Genomic DNA, 17,053 nt, shown 5'->3' with positions numbered 1-17,053 from the left:
GTTTGGTTTGACTTGCTCATTTGTTGTTATAGTGTGTACTCACTTAAATTTAAACGTTGGCGCTTTGTTTTGTTCAGTTTTCAAAGAGCAATCTTTGTCGTCTCTCTCAGAGGCGACTTTATTATATTACCACGTCGTTTATGTAAGAGTCAATAATTTTTTAAAATAAATTTAATGTTTTCGTAACTCGTTCTTAACAACAGATATAAATATAACACCATAATAATAACGATGCAAGACTTTTTTTAAAATCCGCTTAAAATTATAAGTTAACATATAAAATTCACTTAGTATGTAGGAATGAACTATCTCTTTATTAAAGAACATAATAATTCTAAAACTATTATAAACAAAGGACCGAGTAGATATTATCTAAACGATCCTTTGTTTATATAGAATATTAACGTTGTCTCATAAGTGGGAATAATAACACGTCACGGATGGATGGAGAATTTGTTAATAGCATGACCAGACGATCAATCCCAATTCCTAATCCTCCAGTTGGCGGCATTCCGTATTCAAGCGCTTCAATGAAGTCTTCGTCCATTTCATGCGCTTCATCATTACCTTGCTCTCGTTCTTTCAGTTGCGCTTCAAATCGTTGACGTTGATCTATTGGATCATTTAGCTCAGTGAATGCATTTGCATGTTCACGCCCAACAACAAACAGTTCGAAACGGTCTGTAAATCGTGAGTCTTGTGGATTCTTCTTGGCTAATGGTGAAATTTCAACCGGATGGCCAAAAATAAAAGTAGGTTGAATAAGCTTATCTTCTACCTTTTGCTCAAAGAATTCATTAACAATATGTCCAAATTCCATTGTATCTTTCACTTCAATACCATGTTCTTTAGCCAATTGTTGTGCTTCTTCTTTGCTCATCGTTTTCCAGAAGTCTGCTCCCGTATACTCTTTAACCGCATCAACCATATGCAGGCGTTTCCACTCAGGATTTAAATCTATTTCATAATCTCCATATTGAATAGTGGTTGTACCTAATACATCTTTTGCAATATGAGCAATTAAGTTCTCTGTAAGACTCATGATATCTTGATAATCCGCGTATGCTTCATATAATTCAATCAAGGTGAATTCAGGATTATGACGTGTAGAAACACCTTCGTTTCTGAAGACACGACCGATTTCATATACTTTTTCAAGGCCACCGACAATCAGGCGTTTCAAATGAAGTTCAATTGCAATCCTTAAATTCAAAGGCATATCTAGTGCGTTATGATGCGTCTCGAACGGGCGAGCTGCCGCTCCACCAGCAATAGAATGTAATAAAGGTGTTTCCACTTCCAGATATCCATGATCATCTAAATATCTTCTCATCGATCGGACAATCTGGCTGCGCAAAATCAAAGTGCTTTTACTTTCTTCATTTGTTATGAGGTCGACGTAACGTTTACGGTAACGCTCTTCAACGTCTTTCAATCCATGGAATTTATCTGGAAGCGGACGAAGAGCTTTCGTTAAGAAAACATAGTTAGTCGCTTTAATTGATAGTTCTCCTACATTAGTTTTGAAAACCAATCCAGTAATACCAACGATATCCCCTAAATCGGTTTGTCCAAATGATTGGTATTGTTCTTCTCCAACAGCATCCAACCTTACATAGATTTGAATTTGTCCTGTCAGATCTTGCACATGGGCAAATCCAGCTTTACCCTTTCCTCGTTTTGTCATGATACGTCCAGCAATTGTCACTTCAATTTCTTGCTCCGCTAGATCCTCTTTCGATACTTCATTATAAGCTTGTATAATTTGCTTAGCTTGATGAGTTCGATCGAATCTGCTTCCAAACGGATCTTGTCCATTACCCAAGATTGCTTGCATTTTATCTCGTCTAACCTGTAATTGGTCATTTAACTCTTCAGTCATGAACGTTCATCTCCATTTTTTCTATTTCTCTTTATATTGATTCGCTACTAAATTTAGATACTCTATTATTTTTACACAAAGTAAAGTAATCGAACAGTCTTTTCCCTTAAAAACATCCATATAAAAACTGCCAGTTATCTCCGGCAGTTAGTTTAAGCGTATTATAGGTAAACAGGGAAGTAATGTCAAATTATTAAGCCATTTGAATTGTTGACTCTTTCGCTTCAATTTCTTCCACCATATCGTATAGAAGTGTGACAACGTCTTCTCTTGTATTACATTCATTTATTCCTTTTCTTGCCTTCGCATTGCCGCGGACCCCTTTTAAATACCACGCAGCATGCTTACGCATTTCTCGAACAGCAATATTTTCGTTCTTCAAGGCAATTAGACGATCCATATGAAGGACGCATACATCCATCTTCTCACGCACTCCAGGTTCATCCATCAATTGACCTGTCTCAAGATATTTCACTGTGCGATAAATCATCCATGGGTTACCTAGTGCAGCTCGCCCAATCATGACACCATCTACTCCAGTTTCTTCAAGCATTCTTTTTGCATCTTGAGGTGTTTCAACATCACCATTACCAATAATAGGGATATTTACGGAATTTTTCACCTCACGAATGATATCCCAGTTGGCCTTTCCTTCGTACATTTGAAGGCGTGTCCGACCATGAATGGCTACAGCACTGCCACCTGCGCGTTCAACAGCTTGAGCATTCTTAACAGCGAAGATATGCTCATCATCCCAACCTATACGCATTTTTACAGTTACCGGTTTGTCCACTGCATCTACTACTGCTGATACCATATCATAAATTTTATTTGGATCTAACAACCATCTAGCACCCGCTTCACATCTGATAATTTTCGAAACAGGACATCCCATGTTGATGTCGATAATATCAGCATTCGTATTCTTATCAACGAATTTCGCTGCTTGAACTAATGATTCCTTTTCACCACCAAAGATTTGCAAGCTGAGTGGGTTCTCTCTTTCATCTATATAAAGCATATTCATCGTTTTTTCGTTTTTTAAATTTATCGCCTTGTCACTTACCATTTCCGCACAAACAAGACCTGCTCCAAACTCTTTTACCGTCAATCTAAAAGCAGAGTTACAAACACCAGCCATTGGCGCAAGAACGACCTGGTTATTCATTTCAACATTTCCAATCTTTAACACGCTGTTACCTCCTTCACTGTTGTTTAATTTACTCTTTATCTTCAATTGGCTCAAGTTCCTCTACTGTTATTCCGAGTGCTTCTGATACTTCAAGCAATAATTCATCTGAGGCTAGACGATTACCTCTTTCAATTTCACCAAGAAGCGATACGGAAATACCAATTTCTTTCGCAAACCCTTCCTGAGTAAAACCTTTTAACTTTCGAAAAGCGCGTATGCGCCTTCCCCACTTTTCTGCTTCCATAGTTGGACTCCTTCTTTATCCTCTAATTTCTCAAGAATATCGTTTAAAGGTGTATCTGTAGTCGGTAGCATGATAGTTGGATTTATCTCCAATAACGGAACGAGTACAAACGCCCTTTCCATCATCCGAGGATGCGGTACAGAAAGTCTCTCTGTCTCAATATTTTCATGATTATATAACAAAATGTCAAGGTCTATTGTTCTAGGCCCCCAATGAATATCCCTTTTTCTTCCTAATCTCTGTTCGATTTCTTGACAAACACTTAGTAAGCCTTCTGCACTTAATCCAGTACTAACCAGTATAACTGCATTTAAGAACTGAGGCTGATCTAAATATCCAATGGGTGCAGTTTCATATAGTGACGATGTTTGTACAACATTTACTTCCTTTATTTCATGTAATAGCAAAATGGCTTCTTTGATATATGTCGAACGATCTCCAATATTAGAACCAATCGATAAGTATGAATAATTCTCCATGTCACCTTCCCCTTTTAATCTCAACCGCTACAGATTGATAATGGCCAGGGATTGGTGGATCGGGTTTATATACTTTTACTGTACATGTTTGCACCTTAGAAAAGCGTGAGATCAGTTCTGAAGCTATCTTTTCCGCAACAGCCTCTACTAATTTATATGGTTTTCCTTCCATCACACTCTTACACACTTCATATAGCTCACCATAGTTAATTGAATCCTCAAGATTATCACTTTTACCCGCTGTAGCTAAATCGGTTTCTACAATCAAGTCCACATAAAAACGCTGTCCTAGACGCGTCTCTTCTGGAAATACGCCATGGTAGCCGTAAAATTGCATACTATTTAAATAGATTTTATCCACTGTATTCTTCCTTTCCTACCAAGACATCCATCATCTTCGCTACCCGTGCCATTTCCTTAACATCGTGAACCCTAATCATTTGGCAGCCTTGTTGAATCCCAAAACAAATTGTCGCAGCAGTACCTTCCATTCTCTCATTTGGTGGTAAGTCAAGAACATTACCAATCATGGACTTCTTGGAAGTTGCTAATAGTACCGGATAACCTAACGCGACGAGCTTATCAAGATTTCTCATCATCTCCAAATTCAAAGAAGTATCCTTCGCAAAGCCAATTCCAGGATCAAGAATAATATTCTGATCCAATACTCCTGCATTTTTCACAAGGATAATACTTTCATATAGATCATTAATGGCATCACGCATAAAAAGTTGATAATCGCTCTCCTTGCGATTATGCATTAATATGATAGGAACTTGAAATTCAGCAGCGATATTAGCCATGCTAGAATCTGCCTTAGCCCCCCAAATATCATTGAGAATATGCGCCCCTGCTGTTAGCGCTTCCCTTGCTACAGCAGACTTATACGTATCGATCGACATCGGCACGTCAATATTTCGTGAAATTGCTTCAATGATAGGAACAACCCGTTCAATTTCTTCTTCATCTGAAATTCTATCATAATTAGGACGAGTTGACTCTCCACCTATATCTATGATGTCTGCTCCATCCTTAACCATTTGCTCAACATGTTTCAAAGCCCGATCAATTCGATTATAACGCCCTCCATCTGAGAATGAATCTGGAGTGACATTTAATATCCCCATAATTACTGTTTTTCTATTTAAGTCCAGCGAATATGGACCACATTTAATATTTAGCAATGGCATGCATCCGTTCTCCTTATCCAAATAAAGTTCTCATATAACGAGTGTACCATAAGACGACTCTGTATTTAAGGTTGAGCAATCACATACATCAATACATAAAGCCATAAGAAACCCTAATAACCATATTCACACTTGCTTGCTGCCATTTCTAATTATTGACCAATAAAAATAAGATGTCTCAAGACAAAGGTCAGATCCCGTAATAACTAAATTCAGTAGAATATAAGTGTACGAAACACTACATACTGATTTAGAGTACGGGATCAGCCCCTTATGAGACATCCTCCTATTTTTATGAAACTAAGCCTTAATCAAAGTGATATAAAGGCGTGCTCAGATAACGTTCTCCGTTATCCGGAATAATAGCTAAAACTTTTTTTCCTTTACCTAGTTTCTTCGCCACTTGTACCGCTGCGAAAATAGCAGCTCCTGAAGAGATCCCACCTAGAATTCCTTCTTCTTTGGCAGCACGTCGGGCATATTCGAATGCTTCTTCAGTACTGATAGTAATTATTTCATCATAAATTTCAGTATTTAACGTTTCCGGAACAAAACCTGCACCAATTCCTTGGATTTTGTGCGGACCAGGTTTACCACCTGATAGAATAGCTGAATCAGTAGGCTCAACTGCATAGATTTTAATATCCGAGTATTTCTCTCGCAATATCTGACCTGTACCAGAAATGGTTCCACCAGTACCAATACCAGAAATAAAGGCATCCAGTTTTCCCTCTCCAAACGCTTCTATAATTTCAGGACCAGTCGTGTTGCGATGTACTTCAGGGTTTGCTTCATTTTCAAATTGTTGAGGGACGAAGTAGCCATTTTCCTTTGCAAGCTCATTCGCTTTTGCAATCGCCCCTTTCATCCCATCAGGACCAGGCGTTAACACTAATTCCGCTCCATATGCACGTAACAGGGAGCGACGCTCTATGCTCATTGTTTCAGGCATGACAAGAATTGCTTTATATCCTTTGGCTGCCGCCACCATCGCTAAACCGATCCCTGTGTTTCCGCTTGTAGGTTCAATAATGGTATCACCACTTTTTAGTTTGCCGCTTTTTTCTGCTGATTCGATCATAGCTAAAGCAATGCGATCTTTTACACTGCTTCCTGGGTTCATATATTCAAGTTTTACATATACGTCCGCACTATTCTCATCTTGCAGTCGGTTTAATTTTACAATTGGTGTTTGGCCGATTAATTCAGCAACAGAATTTACAATACGTGTCATTATCCACACTCCTAATACCTAGTAGTTTTATTGGTTTTATATAAAATGTACACCAACAGCATAGAACTGTCAATTTTTTTACACTATTCTGCCTATTAACCAAACCTAGTAGTAAGCAAAACCACATCGGAATTTTCCATCTGTCGGCACACCCGCGCCAAACGAAAAAGGGCTTCTTTTGGAATTTTCCCTACTCTCCATTTTACTTTAATTCTTCAATTATTGATTCAAGATCTTCCTTCGAGAAATGATAAGTCTCATTACAAAAATGACATTGAGCCTCAGCCTTACCATCTGTAACAATCATATCCTGAATCTCATCTTTACCTAAACTAACTAATGTATTCGAAATTCGTTCACGCGAGCACTCACATTTAAATTGAACAGGCATTTTTTCAAGTAACCTAACATTACCTTCACCTAATACTTCATCGAGTATTTGTTCTGGTGTTAACCCTTGTTGAATCATTTTTGAAATAGGTGTAATTGTTTTTAATCGTTCTTCAATCGCTGTTATCGTCTCATCTTCCACTCCTGGCATAAGCTGGACAACAAAACCACCAGCAGCAAGAATCGTATTATCCGGATTAACTAAGACGCCCACGCCAACTGAAGATGGGACCTGTTCAGATGTAACAAGATAATATGTAAAGTCCTCTCCAAGTTCACCAGATACTAGTGGAACTTGGCCCGTAAAGTAATCACGGAGTCCGATATCTTTTACAACTGACAGCATTCCGTCCGTCCCTACGGCTCTTCTTACATCAAGCTTCCCATGTTCATTGAGATCAAAATGAGTCTGAGGATTCGCTACATATCCTCTTACTTGACCTTTGGCATTTGCATCAACTAAAATAACCCCGAGCGGACCGCCACCCTCAATCTTAATGGTTAGTCTTTCTTCTCCTTTAAGCATAGCCCCTAACATTAGACCCGCTGACATTGAACGACCAAGTGCAGCAGATGCAGTTGGCCATGTATAATGGCGTCGTTGTGCTTCTCCCACTGTTTTTGTCGTTGAAACGGCATAGGCACGAACTTGGCCATTGTAAGCTAAAGCTTTTACTAAATAATCTTCCATCTCCATACGCCTCCGATTTGATATATTTAAAACTTACTACCTGTTAAAAAAGGGACTATCCTTTATTTTTCTTATATATTAATTGTAATCCTTTTAATGTTAAAAAGGGATCGACGACATCAATAATTGTGGATTCAGTGGCAATTAATTGCGCTAATCCTCCTGTCGCAATTACTTTAGGCGGTAACTTGCTTTGGGCTTTCATCCTGGAGACAATCCCCTCTACTTGTCCAACAAACCCATACAAAATTCCAGCTTGCATAGCCGTTATTGTATTTTTCCCAATAATTTCATCAGGACGTACAATCTCAATCCTAGGTAATTTAGCTGCTTTTGAGTATAGAGCTTCCGTTGAAATCCCAATACCTGGGGCTATCGCTCCCCCCATATATTGTTTATTCTCGTCAATGTAGCAATACGTCGTCGCTGTACCAAAGTCCACGATAATCAACGGGCATTCATATTCATCGATTCCCGCAACAGCATTAACGATTCGGTCAGCTCCTACCTCTCTTGGATTGTCATACTTAATATTCAAACCAGTTTTAACTCCTGGTCCAACAATAATTGGTTGAATACCGAAATATTTCTCACACATATTTTCAAGAGCAAACATAATTGGTGGAACAACTGATGAAATAATAATCCCATCGAAATCCTCAAAGGAAATCTGTTCGTGTTCTAATAGTGACTTAATCGTTATGCCATATTCATCTTCTGTTTTATGGCGATTCGTCTCAATACGCCAATGGAATTTCAGCTCATTTCTTTCATATACCCCTAACATGGTATTCGTATTCCCGACATCTAAAACAAAAATCATCGATCTCACCACTCCGGCAAATTATTCTCAAACATCATAACATAATGCTCTGTTTAGACGCTAACAGACGAACTTTCCATGCTTATTTTCCCCTGGAATAGGAAAAGGTATTTCCTCGGAAGGAAATACCTTTTACACTTTTATTTCTTCTGACCATCTTCGTTAGGAAATGCATTAGGTACATCATCAGAATGCTTCTCTTCGATCGGTGTATCTAGAAGAGCATCGTTTGTTACTTCTAAGCTCTCTGGATTTCTTTCATCCAAAGGCTTAAGCAACGCTTCCTTCTCTTCTTTCTTATTAATGGTAACTTTCAAGTCGCCATCATTGCCCAATCGACCGTTAAGAGCGGTATAATCACGTTCTGGCAATTTGCCATTATCATAAAGACTTTTGATTTGTCCAGCATCCAATGTTTCGATTTCCAATAACGTTTTCGCAATAAGATCTAATTTATCACGTTTTTCCGTGATGATACTTTTTGCTTTTTGGTAAGATTCTTTAATAATTCGTTGAATTTCAAGATCAATTTCATAGGCAATCGCATCTGAATAATTCTGCTCATTATTGAAATCACGCCCTAAGAAAACTTGACCCCCTTGAGACTGTCCAAACTGAAGTGGTCCGAGTTTGTCACTCATCCCGTATTCAGTTACCATGCTTCGTGCAATAGCAGTAGCCCTTTGGAAGTCATTATGGGCACCTGTGCTAACTTCACCAAAAACAACTTCTTCAGCTACACGTCCACCTAAAAGTCCAACAATTTTATCAAGAAGCTCCGGTTTTGTCATAAAGAATCGATCTTCCTTAGGTAGCATAACCGCATAACCGCCAGCTTGACCCCGTGGAACAATTGTTACTTTATGGACCGTTTCAGCATCGTCCAGTACTAACCCAATGATTGTATGGCCCGCTTCATGCCAAGCAACGATATTACGTTCTTTCTTGGAGATAACACGGTTTTTCTTGGCCGGTCCTGCAATAACCCGATCAGAGGCTTCATCAAGATCGGACATGTCAATTTTTTTCTTATCTTGTCGGGCTGCCACAAGAGCAGCTTCATTTAATAAGTTTTCTAAATCGGCACCGGAGAATCCTGGAGTACGTTGAGCAATTGCTTTTAAATCAACACTTTCTGCTAAAGGCTTATTGCGTGCATGGACTTGCAACACAGCTTCACGACCTTTAACATCTGGACGCCCTACCGTAATTTGGCGATCAAAACGACCCGGACGCAATAATGCAGGGTCTAGAATATCCGCACGGTTTGTTGCTGCTATAATGATGATTCCTTCGTTTCCACCGAAACCATCCATTTCAACAAGTAGCTGGTTAAGCGTTTGCTCACGCTCATCATGACCGCCACCTAGACCCGCACCACGCTGACGTCCAACTGCATCAATTTCATCAATGAAGATGATACATGGAGAGTTCTTCTTCGCATTCTCAAACAAATCACGAACACGAGACGCACCGACACCGACGAACATTTCAACAAAGTCAGAACCGCTAATTGAAAAGAAAGGAACTCCCGCTTCTCCCGCAACTGCTCTTGCAAGCAAAGTTTTACCTGTTCCCGGTGGCCCTACAAGTAAGACACCTTTAGGAATACGTGCACCTAGCTCAACAAATTTGCGAGGGTCTTTCAAGAATTCAACTACTTCAACAAGTTCTTGCTTTTCTTCATCTGCACCTGCTACGTCATTGAAGCGTACCTTTTTCTTGTCATCATTATACAACTTCGCTTTACTTTTCCCGAAGTTCATAACACGACCGCCGCCGCCTTGTGCCTGATTAAGCAAGAAAAAGAATAAAATAAAGATGATCACGAAAGGTATAATGGACGTGAAGAATGTCACCCATCCGCTTGTTTGCTCTGCAGGAATTGTCTTAATAGAAACTCCCTTTTCTTCCGCAAGATCGTATATACGAGTTTGCGTAACCTCACTATTGGTTACATAAGTAAAGAACTTATCTGTGCCCTTTTTGTAATCTCCTCTAATTTCATAAACATTACGTACAGGCTGGATTTCAAATGATTTTAATTGCCCTTTTTCCAATTGACTATAAAATTGGTCTTGGGATATTTCTTTAGTCGGCTCATTATTCGTATTAAAAATACTAACAATTCCAATGATGACTAAAAAGATGAGTAAATAAAATATTGTATTACGGAAGATCCGATTCATCCCTTACCTCCTCCCACTGGTAAACAACTATAGTAAATAGTATCATAGAAAATAATGGAGTTACAATAATTTAACATCGCTACTTAATTTAACGAAAATCGTTGATTAAATCATTCACCTTTTTCGTAAATTTTTGGTTTAAGAATGCCGATATACGGAAGGTTGCGGTATCTTTCCGCGTAATCCAGACCATATCCAACCACAAATTCATCTGGTACGATAAAACCAGTATAATCAGGTGTTATGTCAGCCTTTCTTCCAGTAGGCTTATCTAACAATGTTACGATACTTATTGATTTTGCTTTTCTGTAACGGAAAAGTTCTGCAAGATAACTAAGTGTTAGGCCGCTATCAATGATGTCTTCGATAATTAAAATATCACGACCCTCTACAGATGCATCCAAATCCTTAATAATCTTTACTTCACCTGAGGATACTGTGGAATTCCCATAACTAGAAACATCCATAAAATCCATTTCTAAATGTGCATCGATACGTTTTAACAGGTCACTCATAAATGGCATTGCACCCTTTAAAACCCCAACAGCTAAAGGAAATTTGTCTTTATACTCTTGTTCCAACTGCGATGCTAGCTCTTTAATTTTATCCTGTAGTTCTTCCTCAGTGATTAACACTTTTTCAATGTCGTTTTGCATGGTCATTGTAATTGATTGCCCCCTAAGAAGATTTAAGCTTTATGGTATTCTAAATAAATTAAAGATTGTTCATCATACGTATCAACAAACTCCAGATTGGACTTTTTCAGACCAGGAATCCAAACAATCACCCCTGATTGATCAGTTAGAACTGGCCAATTCCGCCTCATTTGCATCGGGATTTTTTCATTAATAAAAATATCCTTCAGCTTTTTTGTATGATTGCCTTTGCCCTTGATAACCATATGGTCACCAGTTCTTCGGTTACGGGCGATGAGTGGCAGTGTTGTTTTATGGACAGGCAGATAAAAAGAATAGTTTCCAGTTAGACTAGGAATTTCTTCTAAATACTGTGCTTTAATTTTAAATCCATTCGGTAGAAGAGTCTCTCCAGGAATCGTAATGTTGATGGAATAATCAGAGCTTTCTTTTTGTTGAAATCGAAACGTACACGTGCCATAAGATTTCTCGCAAATAAGCCCTTCTGGAAGATGTGATTCTGCTGATGGATGAGGATTAAAAAACAAAGCAAAAAGCTGATCAATATGTAATGCTGAAAGTGATGATGGTCTCTTTACATAAAGATAGTTTAATATTAGTTGAATCGCTCTTCTTTGTAAAGGTTTTGGTATCATAAGTAGCTGATTCAAATCAATTGAAGACTCACCCTTCGTTTTACTAAGCCAAATCTTTTCCATATAGCGTTCTGTCATTTGTTGCAAAAATTGCTCGTCCTCCGTTAACTCTTCACTAAACCTTTGAAAGTGCTCATGTACTTTGGGATTTTCCCGTTTCAATACCGGCAATACATCATGTCGAAATCTATTTCTCACATAATCATTATGTTCATTACTTGGATCCATTCGAGGAGTCAGTTTATAGCGACTGGCGTATATATTGATTTCCTCCTTGGTCACGACAAGAAAAGGTCTAATAATCTCTCCGTTTAGAAAAGGGCGTTTAACGGCAATGCCTGCTCGCGCCATTCCTGACGCTCCTCTCGTCATCCTCATAAGCATCGTTTCAATTTGATCGTCACCGTGGTGACCAAGCGCTAAGATGGGCAGTTGATACTTCTTCATTATTTCTTCAAAAAAAGCATAACGAAGTTTTCTTGCTGCTAATTGAGAACTGTTACCCGACCTTTCCATATAAGTAGGTACATTTATTCTTTTTCCCTCAAACGGGATATTCCATTCCTGACAAATTTTCTCGACGAACTGATAATCCTCATATGATTCCTCTCCCCGGAACATATGATCGATGTGTGCAACAACGAGCTCCAGCTCCAATCTTTCTCTTAATGAACAAAGAAAGTGCAGAAGAACTAGTGAATCAGGACCACCAGAAACACCTACAAGTAGTCTGGATTTTCGTGGGATTAATTGATACCGGTTTATCTCGGACAATACCTTCTGTTCGAACATCCTATCTTCCTTCTTTACAAACTTGTTTTATCTATCCCTAAATTGTACGCATTAGATAGCATAATTTTTCATGGGATTTACAATCCCTTAATTTTTTTACTATATCATAGGAACTGACTATATACATACAGAACATACAATATTGATACAAAAATAGCTAAGATAAGTGTCTCAAGAACGCCTCTCCCTTTCTTCCCTTTTCTTTTTCTCATTGAGCGTGTTTGACTAGTGCTGTTTTTATTTTTTTTACTTTGGGATGTTAAATTAGTTTGAACTTTCTTGCGTTCATGCTCCCTGTTTAATACGTTCAATAAATCATTTCTCATTTCATCTGCCGAGTGATATTGACCTCTCATTGCACCATCGAGTACTTTACTGTAAGGGTGAAGACCCCTTTTTTGCTTAATCAACTCATTAAGCTGTGTATATCCGTCGCCTTTTTTCGAAAAACGTTTTGGATAGAAAGAATTGATGATAATCATCGCCACTGCAAATAAATCATATTGCTGGTCTGCTTTTCTTGAACCCATCCCCCAATACCCTCTATCAAAAAATTCCGTGAACTCTTTGATAGACCGGCCGAATAATGTAGTCCCACCAACATCGATACAACGAATTTTATATGCAGGGATTGTAACGATCAAATTCTCTGGCTTCAAATCCCCAAACGCCCACCCTTGCTTGTGAAGTGCACCCAAGCTTGACAGAAGTTGCAGCATTAATACACCAACCCACGATTCCCCTTTCTTCTCAATAAACGCTAAATATCCTTCACCTCTTATGTATTCCATTACATAGAACGGAAGCGGCCTTCCATTCTTCAACCAATCGTCTGCTTCAAAAAAAGAAGGTCCAAGAGAGTGTCCCTGGACCTTGGAAAAGGATTTTAGTATATTCATTTCTGAACTAATGGACGAATAATCATCACTTAGTTTTAAAGCGACCTTTCCGTAATTGCTTTCTGCAAGATAGACAATTCCATTTGCCCCATACCCTAATTCCTCTTTAATCTGGTAAGGGTTCTTATTCCACTTCCCAGTTATGAGACTACCGGGCAGAAGGTTACACTGTTTCCTCAAAGTATGATTCGTCATCATGAGACAACAATCCCCTTAGTGACCGTTTTTTTTGAAAATACCCTAGTGCTTCGTTGATGGCAGGACCCGTCGGTGTTATTCCTCCAGTTGTAAGTTTCGGAAATATTTTCGTAAGCACCTCAAGCTTCGGAGTCCAATCCAATAGTTTCTCGACATCTTTTCTTTTCCCAGGAAATACGAACACAGAAAATTTATTATCACCCATTCTGGCATTCATACTTAGCGATAAATCCAAAAGAGCATCTTTAACAGTCGGAAGCTTATGTTTCATGCTCGCACTTGTATCTACGAGAATGAGTACTTCCAATTTGCTTGTCTCACCAAGCTCATCTACTACTTCCATAACTTCTCCGCGCTTATCAGGTGGTAAGTCTTCCATGGATGTTGAAGTGCCAAGTATTTGTTGTAGCTCTTTATTCACAAGTCCCTGTATTGTTTGCGTCATCGCCTTTCTCGTGACCATTTGGACAGTATGAGACAGCTGCTTTGAATACACAATCTGACTTATTCCTCCACCAGATAATGCAATAGATTCGATTTCCTGCAACCCTTTTTCATCAATTGTATCATTTTCCATAACCCCTATAACATTAACCGAAATCCCTTGTTCTCTTGCCAAGGCTGCCATTGCAGCAGGATCTTCACCTTGATTTGAGCAACCATCTGTAATTAACAATATTTGCTTCAATGTTCCTGTTTTCATGTTCATTCTCCCCTCGAAAAAATACTGTTACCATTTTCGACAAGAAAATAGAAAATTATACTTTTAATCCAGTTCCTTTCTTGTGCTTTCTTCATGCTCTTTTCCGACGTGCATGTACAGGAATGGTTGCCCATTTCGGTGTATTATGCATAATTTTCGCCGTAACCACTGTCATATCATCATCAATATCCCCTTTCGTTCTAACTACCTCTTCTAAAATTAAATCGGAAATCTCCTGTGGATCTTCTGTTTGTAATTCCTTCAATTTTCTTTTAATCCAAAACTCAAAGTTCTCCACATGAGTAGGACCTTCGAAAATACCATCGCTCATCATAATGAGAATATCTCCTGCCTTCAGCTCTTCACAAACTACATCCACATCGAATTCCTGAATAATGCCCATTGGTAAATTACTCGCTTCAATTTTAATTATTTTATCCCCCCTCTTTATAAAGCTAGGTATTGAGCAAATTTTCAGAAATCTAGCCTTTGCATCTTGTAAATCAATCATAGCTAAATCTAAGGTTGAAAAAATCTCATCTGTCGTTCGAAGAGAAAGGACGGAATTCACCGATTTAATTGCAATTTTTTCCTCTATACCAGACATAAGGAATTTTTGCAGAAGTTTTAACGTTTCCGTGCTCTCAAAATGAGCTCTTTCTCCATTTCCCATCCCATCACTAATGGCAATGGCATATTTGCCAAATCCTATTTCCGTCGTAGTGAAACTGTCTCCCGAGACTAGACCTCCCCCTTTAGCTGCATGGGCCACTCCAGTTTCCACTGTATACTTCTTAGCTGAACGGAAAACGACTTCACATTGTCCGTTAGGGAAAGTTGCACATTCCTCTGAGTGTACAATCACTGTTTCACCTAGAATATCAGAAAGCATGGGTGCAATTAACTTTTCACTTTCACCTCTTCCTTGACAGTATGGAACACTCATTTCAATATCGACATTTCCCTGTTCAAGGCTATAGATTTCCACATTCGTGATATGCAAACCGAAATCCTGAATAGCTTCCATAATGGACTCTTCCTGTTGATGATGGTTGATTCGTTCGCGTTGGATTTCCTTTGCAAAATCGTCCATAACAGCTGATACGCCTTTTAACTGATCCGCAACTAACTTTCGGCTTTCTTGGACTTGCTTTTTTAATTTTTTATTGGCTTGATAATAGAGCAACTCTTGAGAAATCGTCGCAATAACTTTTGGACTGTTAATACAATACTTTCCCCATTCCTTTACAGTCTTTTGGGGAAGCTGTCCATCATGTTCACTTAATTGAAACATAATTTCCTGCATCCCTTCATATGTTGTATCAAAGTTCTTTGCCCAGCATTGTTCTTTTTTAAAGCACGTCTGACACGTCCTTTCAGTCACATTGCTTAAGAAGTAATCGAGTTCCTTTTCATCGTCCTCTACCTCTCCTCTGTCGTCCATTTGTGAAAAGCTATTGGATAGCGCTTCGAATACATTCGAAAATTGTGATACCCTTTGCGCCGTTACATCTCGTACTTTCCGCATATACTGCTGTTGTTCATTCGTATGTTCATTAGTACCCGGAATATGCTTTGAAATCTTTCCAATCGCGGAACTTGGTGTAATAAAAAATAAAAGTACAGCAATTAATGTTTCATATAAGGTAATCGTAATATTGTTCGATCCCTCCCCGTACAAACCTATAAGTAAGGTAGCGATAACTAATCCTATTGAAACGCCTACCTTTTTTCCATCACGCAAAAGTCCACCAAGCAAACCCGAAAAAGCAAGCAAGCTCATTTGTAATAAACTTGTTACGCTAGATAAACTGAAAATCAGGCCAGTAACTACCCCAACTGTGGAACCGATGGCTGCCCCACCTGCTAGTCCGAATAAAAGAACAAGATAGCGGGATAAAATATGTTCGACAGAAAGATCGTACATGGACCATCCAATTGTTCCAGTCATGACTGAAGCAAGTAATATAATAATCGAGATAATTTCTTCAGTCTTTAAAGATTGCGATTTTTTTCTAACTGTAAGAAGAGGAATCGATTGAATAAATATGAGTGTAAGAATTAGTGCAAGCCCTGCTTCTACCCCTACCATCATGCCATCATATAATACAAGTGTACGGTGAATCATATATTGCTTGGACAAACCAACGATGACTAACGAAAGAAATACATACAAAGAAATGACTTTGAATTGAGATTCTGGTTTTAGCTTCTTCATCTTGTGAAAAAGTAAAAATAACAGCGTGCTAAAGAAAAGAGTAAGGCTGTTTGAAATAGAAACTGTTAACGCCCCCATCATTAATCCGACCAATGCCAACGGGGCACGATCTCGCCTCATCAAGAATACAGCGGCGAAGAAGGCTAATCCAAATGGGGATAATTGCGATAATATAAGTGCTCGTCCTAATAAGAAACCAATGAAGGCTAAGACGATTCCACGTTTTATGAAGAGATCTATTAACTTTGTCTGAAGATGAGTGATCCAATGAATAGCGCCCGCTTTCGCTCCTTGCAGGTGCACCTCGGCAATGGGCTCCAATACATTTCGTTCAATCTTTTCCATATATGAAACACTCCCATTCATATTAGTATTTTTTATTATAAAGAGAGTATTGCACATTTTTTGTCAGAATTTTATAAAATCTAATTAAAAACGTTCGACTAATTTCTATAGGAATATTCAATTACATACAGATTTTTAAACCATTCTCTTAACAACTAAGCCTTATATTCAAATTCGTCTAAATAAAAGGGAGGTTTTTATACTTTCATTGGGAATAAAACTGGGAATATTGTGATTCATCTGTATGAAACGACAATCAGCAAAAATGCCTTCGGTCCTTGTCTACAAAAAAC

Annotated in this window: 14 protein-coding genes and 1 pseudogene; all 15 read right to left on the bottom strand. The window is 38.5% G+C overall.

The window, feature by feature from the left end:
• Positions 1–400: 400 nt before the first annotated feature.
• Positions 401–1,882 carry a lysine--tRNA ligase gene (gene lysS, locus AC625_RS00350; protein ID WP_049679514.1) on the bottom strand — a complete coding sequence of 494 codons (1,482 nt, stop codon included), beginning with the start codon at positions 1,880–1,882 and terminating at the stop codon, positions 401–403.
• Positions 1,883–2,075: 193 nt separating this feature from the next.
• Positions 2,076–3,074, bottom strand: coding sequence for a tRNA dihydrouridine synthase DusB (gene dusB, locus AC625_RS00345; protein ID WP_049679513.1), 999 nt, complete (start codon positions 3,072–3,074; stop codon positions 2,076–2,078).
• A 28-nt stretch (positions 3,075–3,102) separates the two neighbouring features.
• Positions 3,103–3,318, bottom strand: a complete 216-nt coding sequence (locus tag AC625_RS00340) for a helix-turn-helix domain-containing protein (protein WP_049679512.1) — start codon at positions 3,316–3,318, stop codon at positions 3,103–3,105.
• Entirely contained in the window at positions 3,270–3,797 is a 528-nt protein-coding gene (gene folK / locus AC625_RS00335) for a 2-amino-4-hydroxy-6-hydroxymethyldihydropteridine diphosphokinase (protein WP_049679511.1), read from the bottom strand. Before folK ends, AC625_RS00340 begins: the two co-directional genes overlap by 49 nt.
• A gap of 1 nt (position 3,798) precedes the next feature.
• Entirely contained in the window at positions 3,799–4,158 is a 360-nt protein-coding gene (gene folB, locus AC625_RS00330; protein WP_049679510.1) for a dihydroneopterin aldolase, read from the bottom strand.
• Entirely contained in the window at positions 4,151–4,987 is an 837-nt protein-coding gene (gene folP, locus AC625_RS00325) for a dihydropteroate synthase (RefSeq protein ID WP_049679509.1), read from the bottom strand. The genes folB and folP overlap by 8 nt, the downstream gene beginning before the upstream one ends.
• Positions 4,988–5,294: 307 nt before the next feature.
• Positions 5,295–6,221 (bottom strand): cysteine synthase A, encoded by a 927-nt coding sequence (gene cysK, locus AC625_RS00320; protein WP_049679508.1) that lies wholly within the window; start codon positions 6,219–6,221, stop codon positions 5,295–5,297.
• Positions 6,222–6,423: 202 nt separating this feature from the next.
• Entirely contained in the window at positions 6,424–7,302 is an 879-nt protein-coding gene (hslO, locus tag AC625_RS00315; RefSeq protein WP_049679507.1) for an Hsp33 family molecular chaperone HslO, read from the bottom strand.
• A gap of 55 nt (positions 7,303–7,357) precedes the next feature.
• Positions 7,358–8,125: a type III pantothenate kinase gene (locus AC625_RS00310; protein WP_049679506.1), complete on the bottom strand. Its 768-nt coding sequence runs from the start codon at positions 8,123–8,125 to the stop codon at positions 7,358–7,360.
• Between the two features lie 140 nt (positions 8,126–8,265).
• Positions 8,266–10,314, bottom strand: coding sequence for an ATP-dependent zinc metalloprotease FtsH (gene ftsH / locus AC625_RS00305; RefSeq protein WP_049679505.1), 2,049 nt, complete (start codon positions 10,312–10,314; stop codon positions 8,266–8,268).
• A gap of 110 nt (positions 10,315–10,424) precedes the next feature.
• Complete coding sequence (hpt, locus tag AC625_RS00300; RefSeq protein ID WP_049683514.1) at positions 10,425–10,970, bottom strand: hypoxanthine phosphoribosyltransferase; 546 nt, start codon at positions 10,968–10,970, stop codon at positions 10,425–10,427.
• A gap of 32 nt (positions 10,971–11,002) precedes the next feature.
• Positions 11,003–12,397 carry a tRNA lysidine(34) synthetase TilS gene (tilS, locus tag AC625_RS00295; protein ID WP_049679504.1) on the bottom strand — a complete coding sequence of 465 codons (1,395 nt, stop codon included), beginning with the start codon at positions 12,395–12,397 and terminating at the stop codon, positions 11,003–11,005.
• A 104-nt stretch (positions 12,398–12,501) separates the two neighbouring features.
• The gene (locus AC625_RS00290) at positions 12,502–13,494 is read right to left on the bottom strand and encodes a protein kinase domain-containing protein (RefSeq protein ID WP_342670977.1); all 993 of its coding nucleotides are present in this window, start codon (positions 13,492–13,494) and stop codon (positions 12,502–12,504) included.
• A pseudogene (locus tag AC625_RS00285) lies at positions 13,460–14,209 on the bottom strand (vWA domain-containing protein); the annotation flags it as partial. The pseudogene AC625_RS00285 and the gene AC625_RS00290, both read right to left, overlap by 35 nt.
• A 79-nt stretch (positions 14,210–14,288) precedes the next feature.
• Positions 14,289–16,760 carry a stage II sporulation protein E gene (gene spoIIE / locus AC625_RS00280; protein ID WP_049679502.1) on the bottom strand — a complete coding sequence of 824 codons (2,472 nt, stop codon included), beginning with the start codon at positions 16,758–16,760 and terminating at the stop codon, positions 14,289–14,291.
• Positions 16,761–17,053: the final 293 nt, after the last annotated feature.

It is taken from the genome of Peribacillus loiseleuriae (genome assembly GCF_001183985.1).
GTDB lineage: Bacteria > Bacillota > Bacilli > Bacillales > DSM-1321 > Peribacillus > Peribacillus loiseleuriae.
The sequence above is the reverse complement of the archived record's forward strand: the minus strand, read 5'-3'. Positions and strand labels throughout refer to the sequence as shown.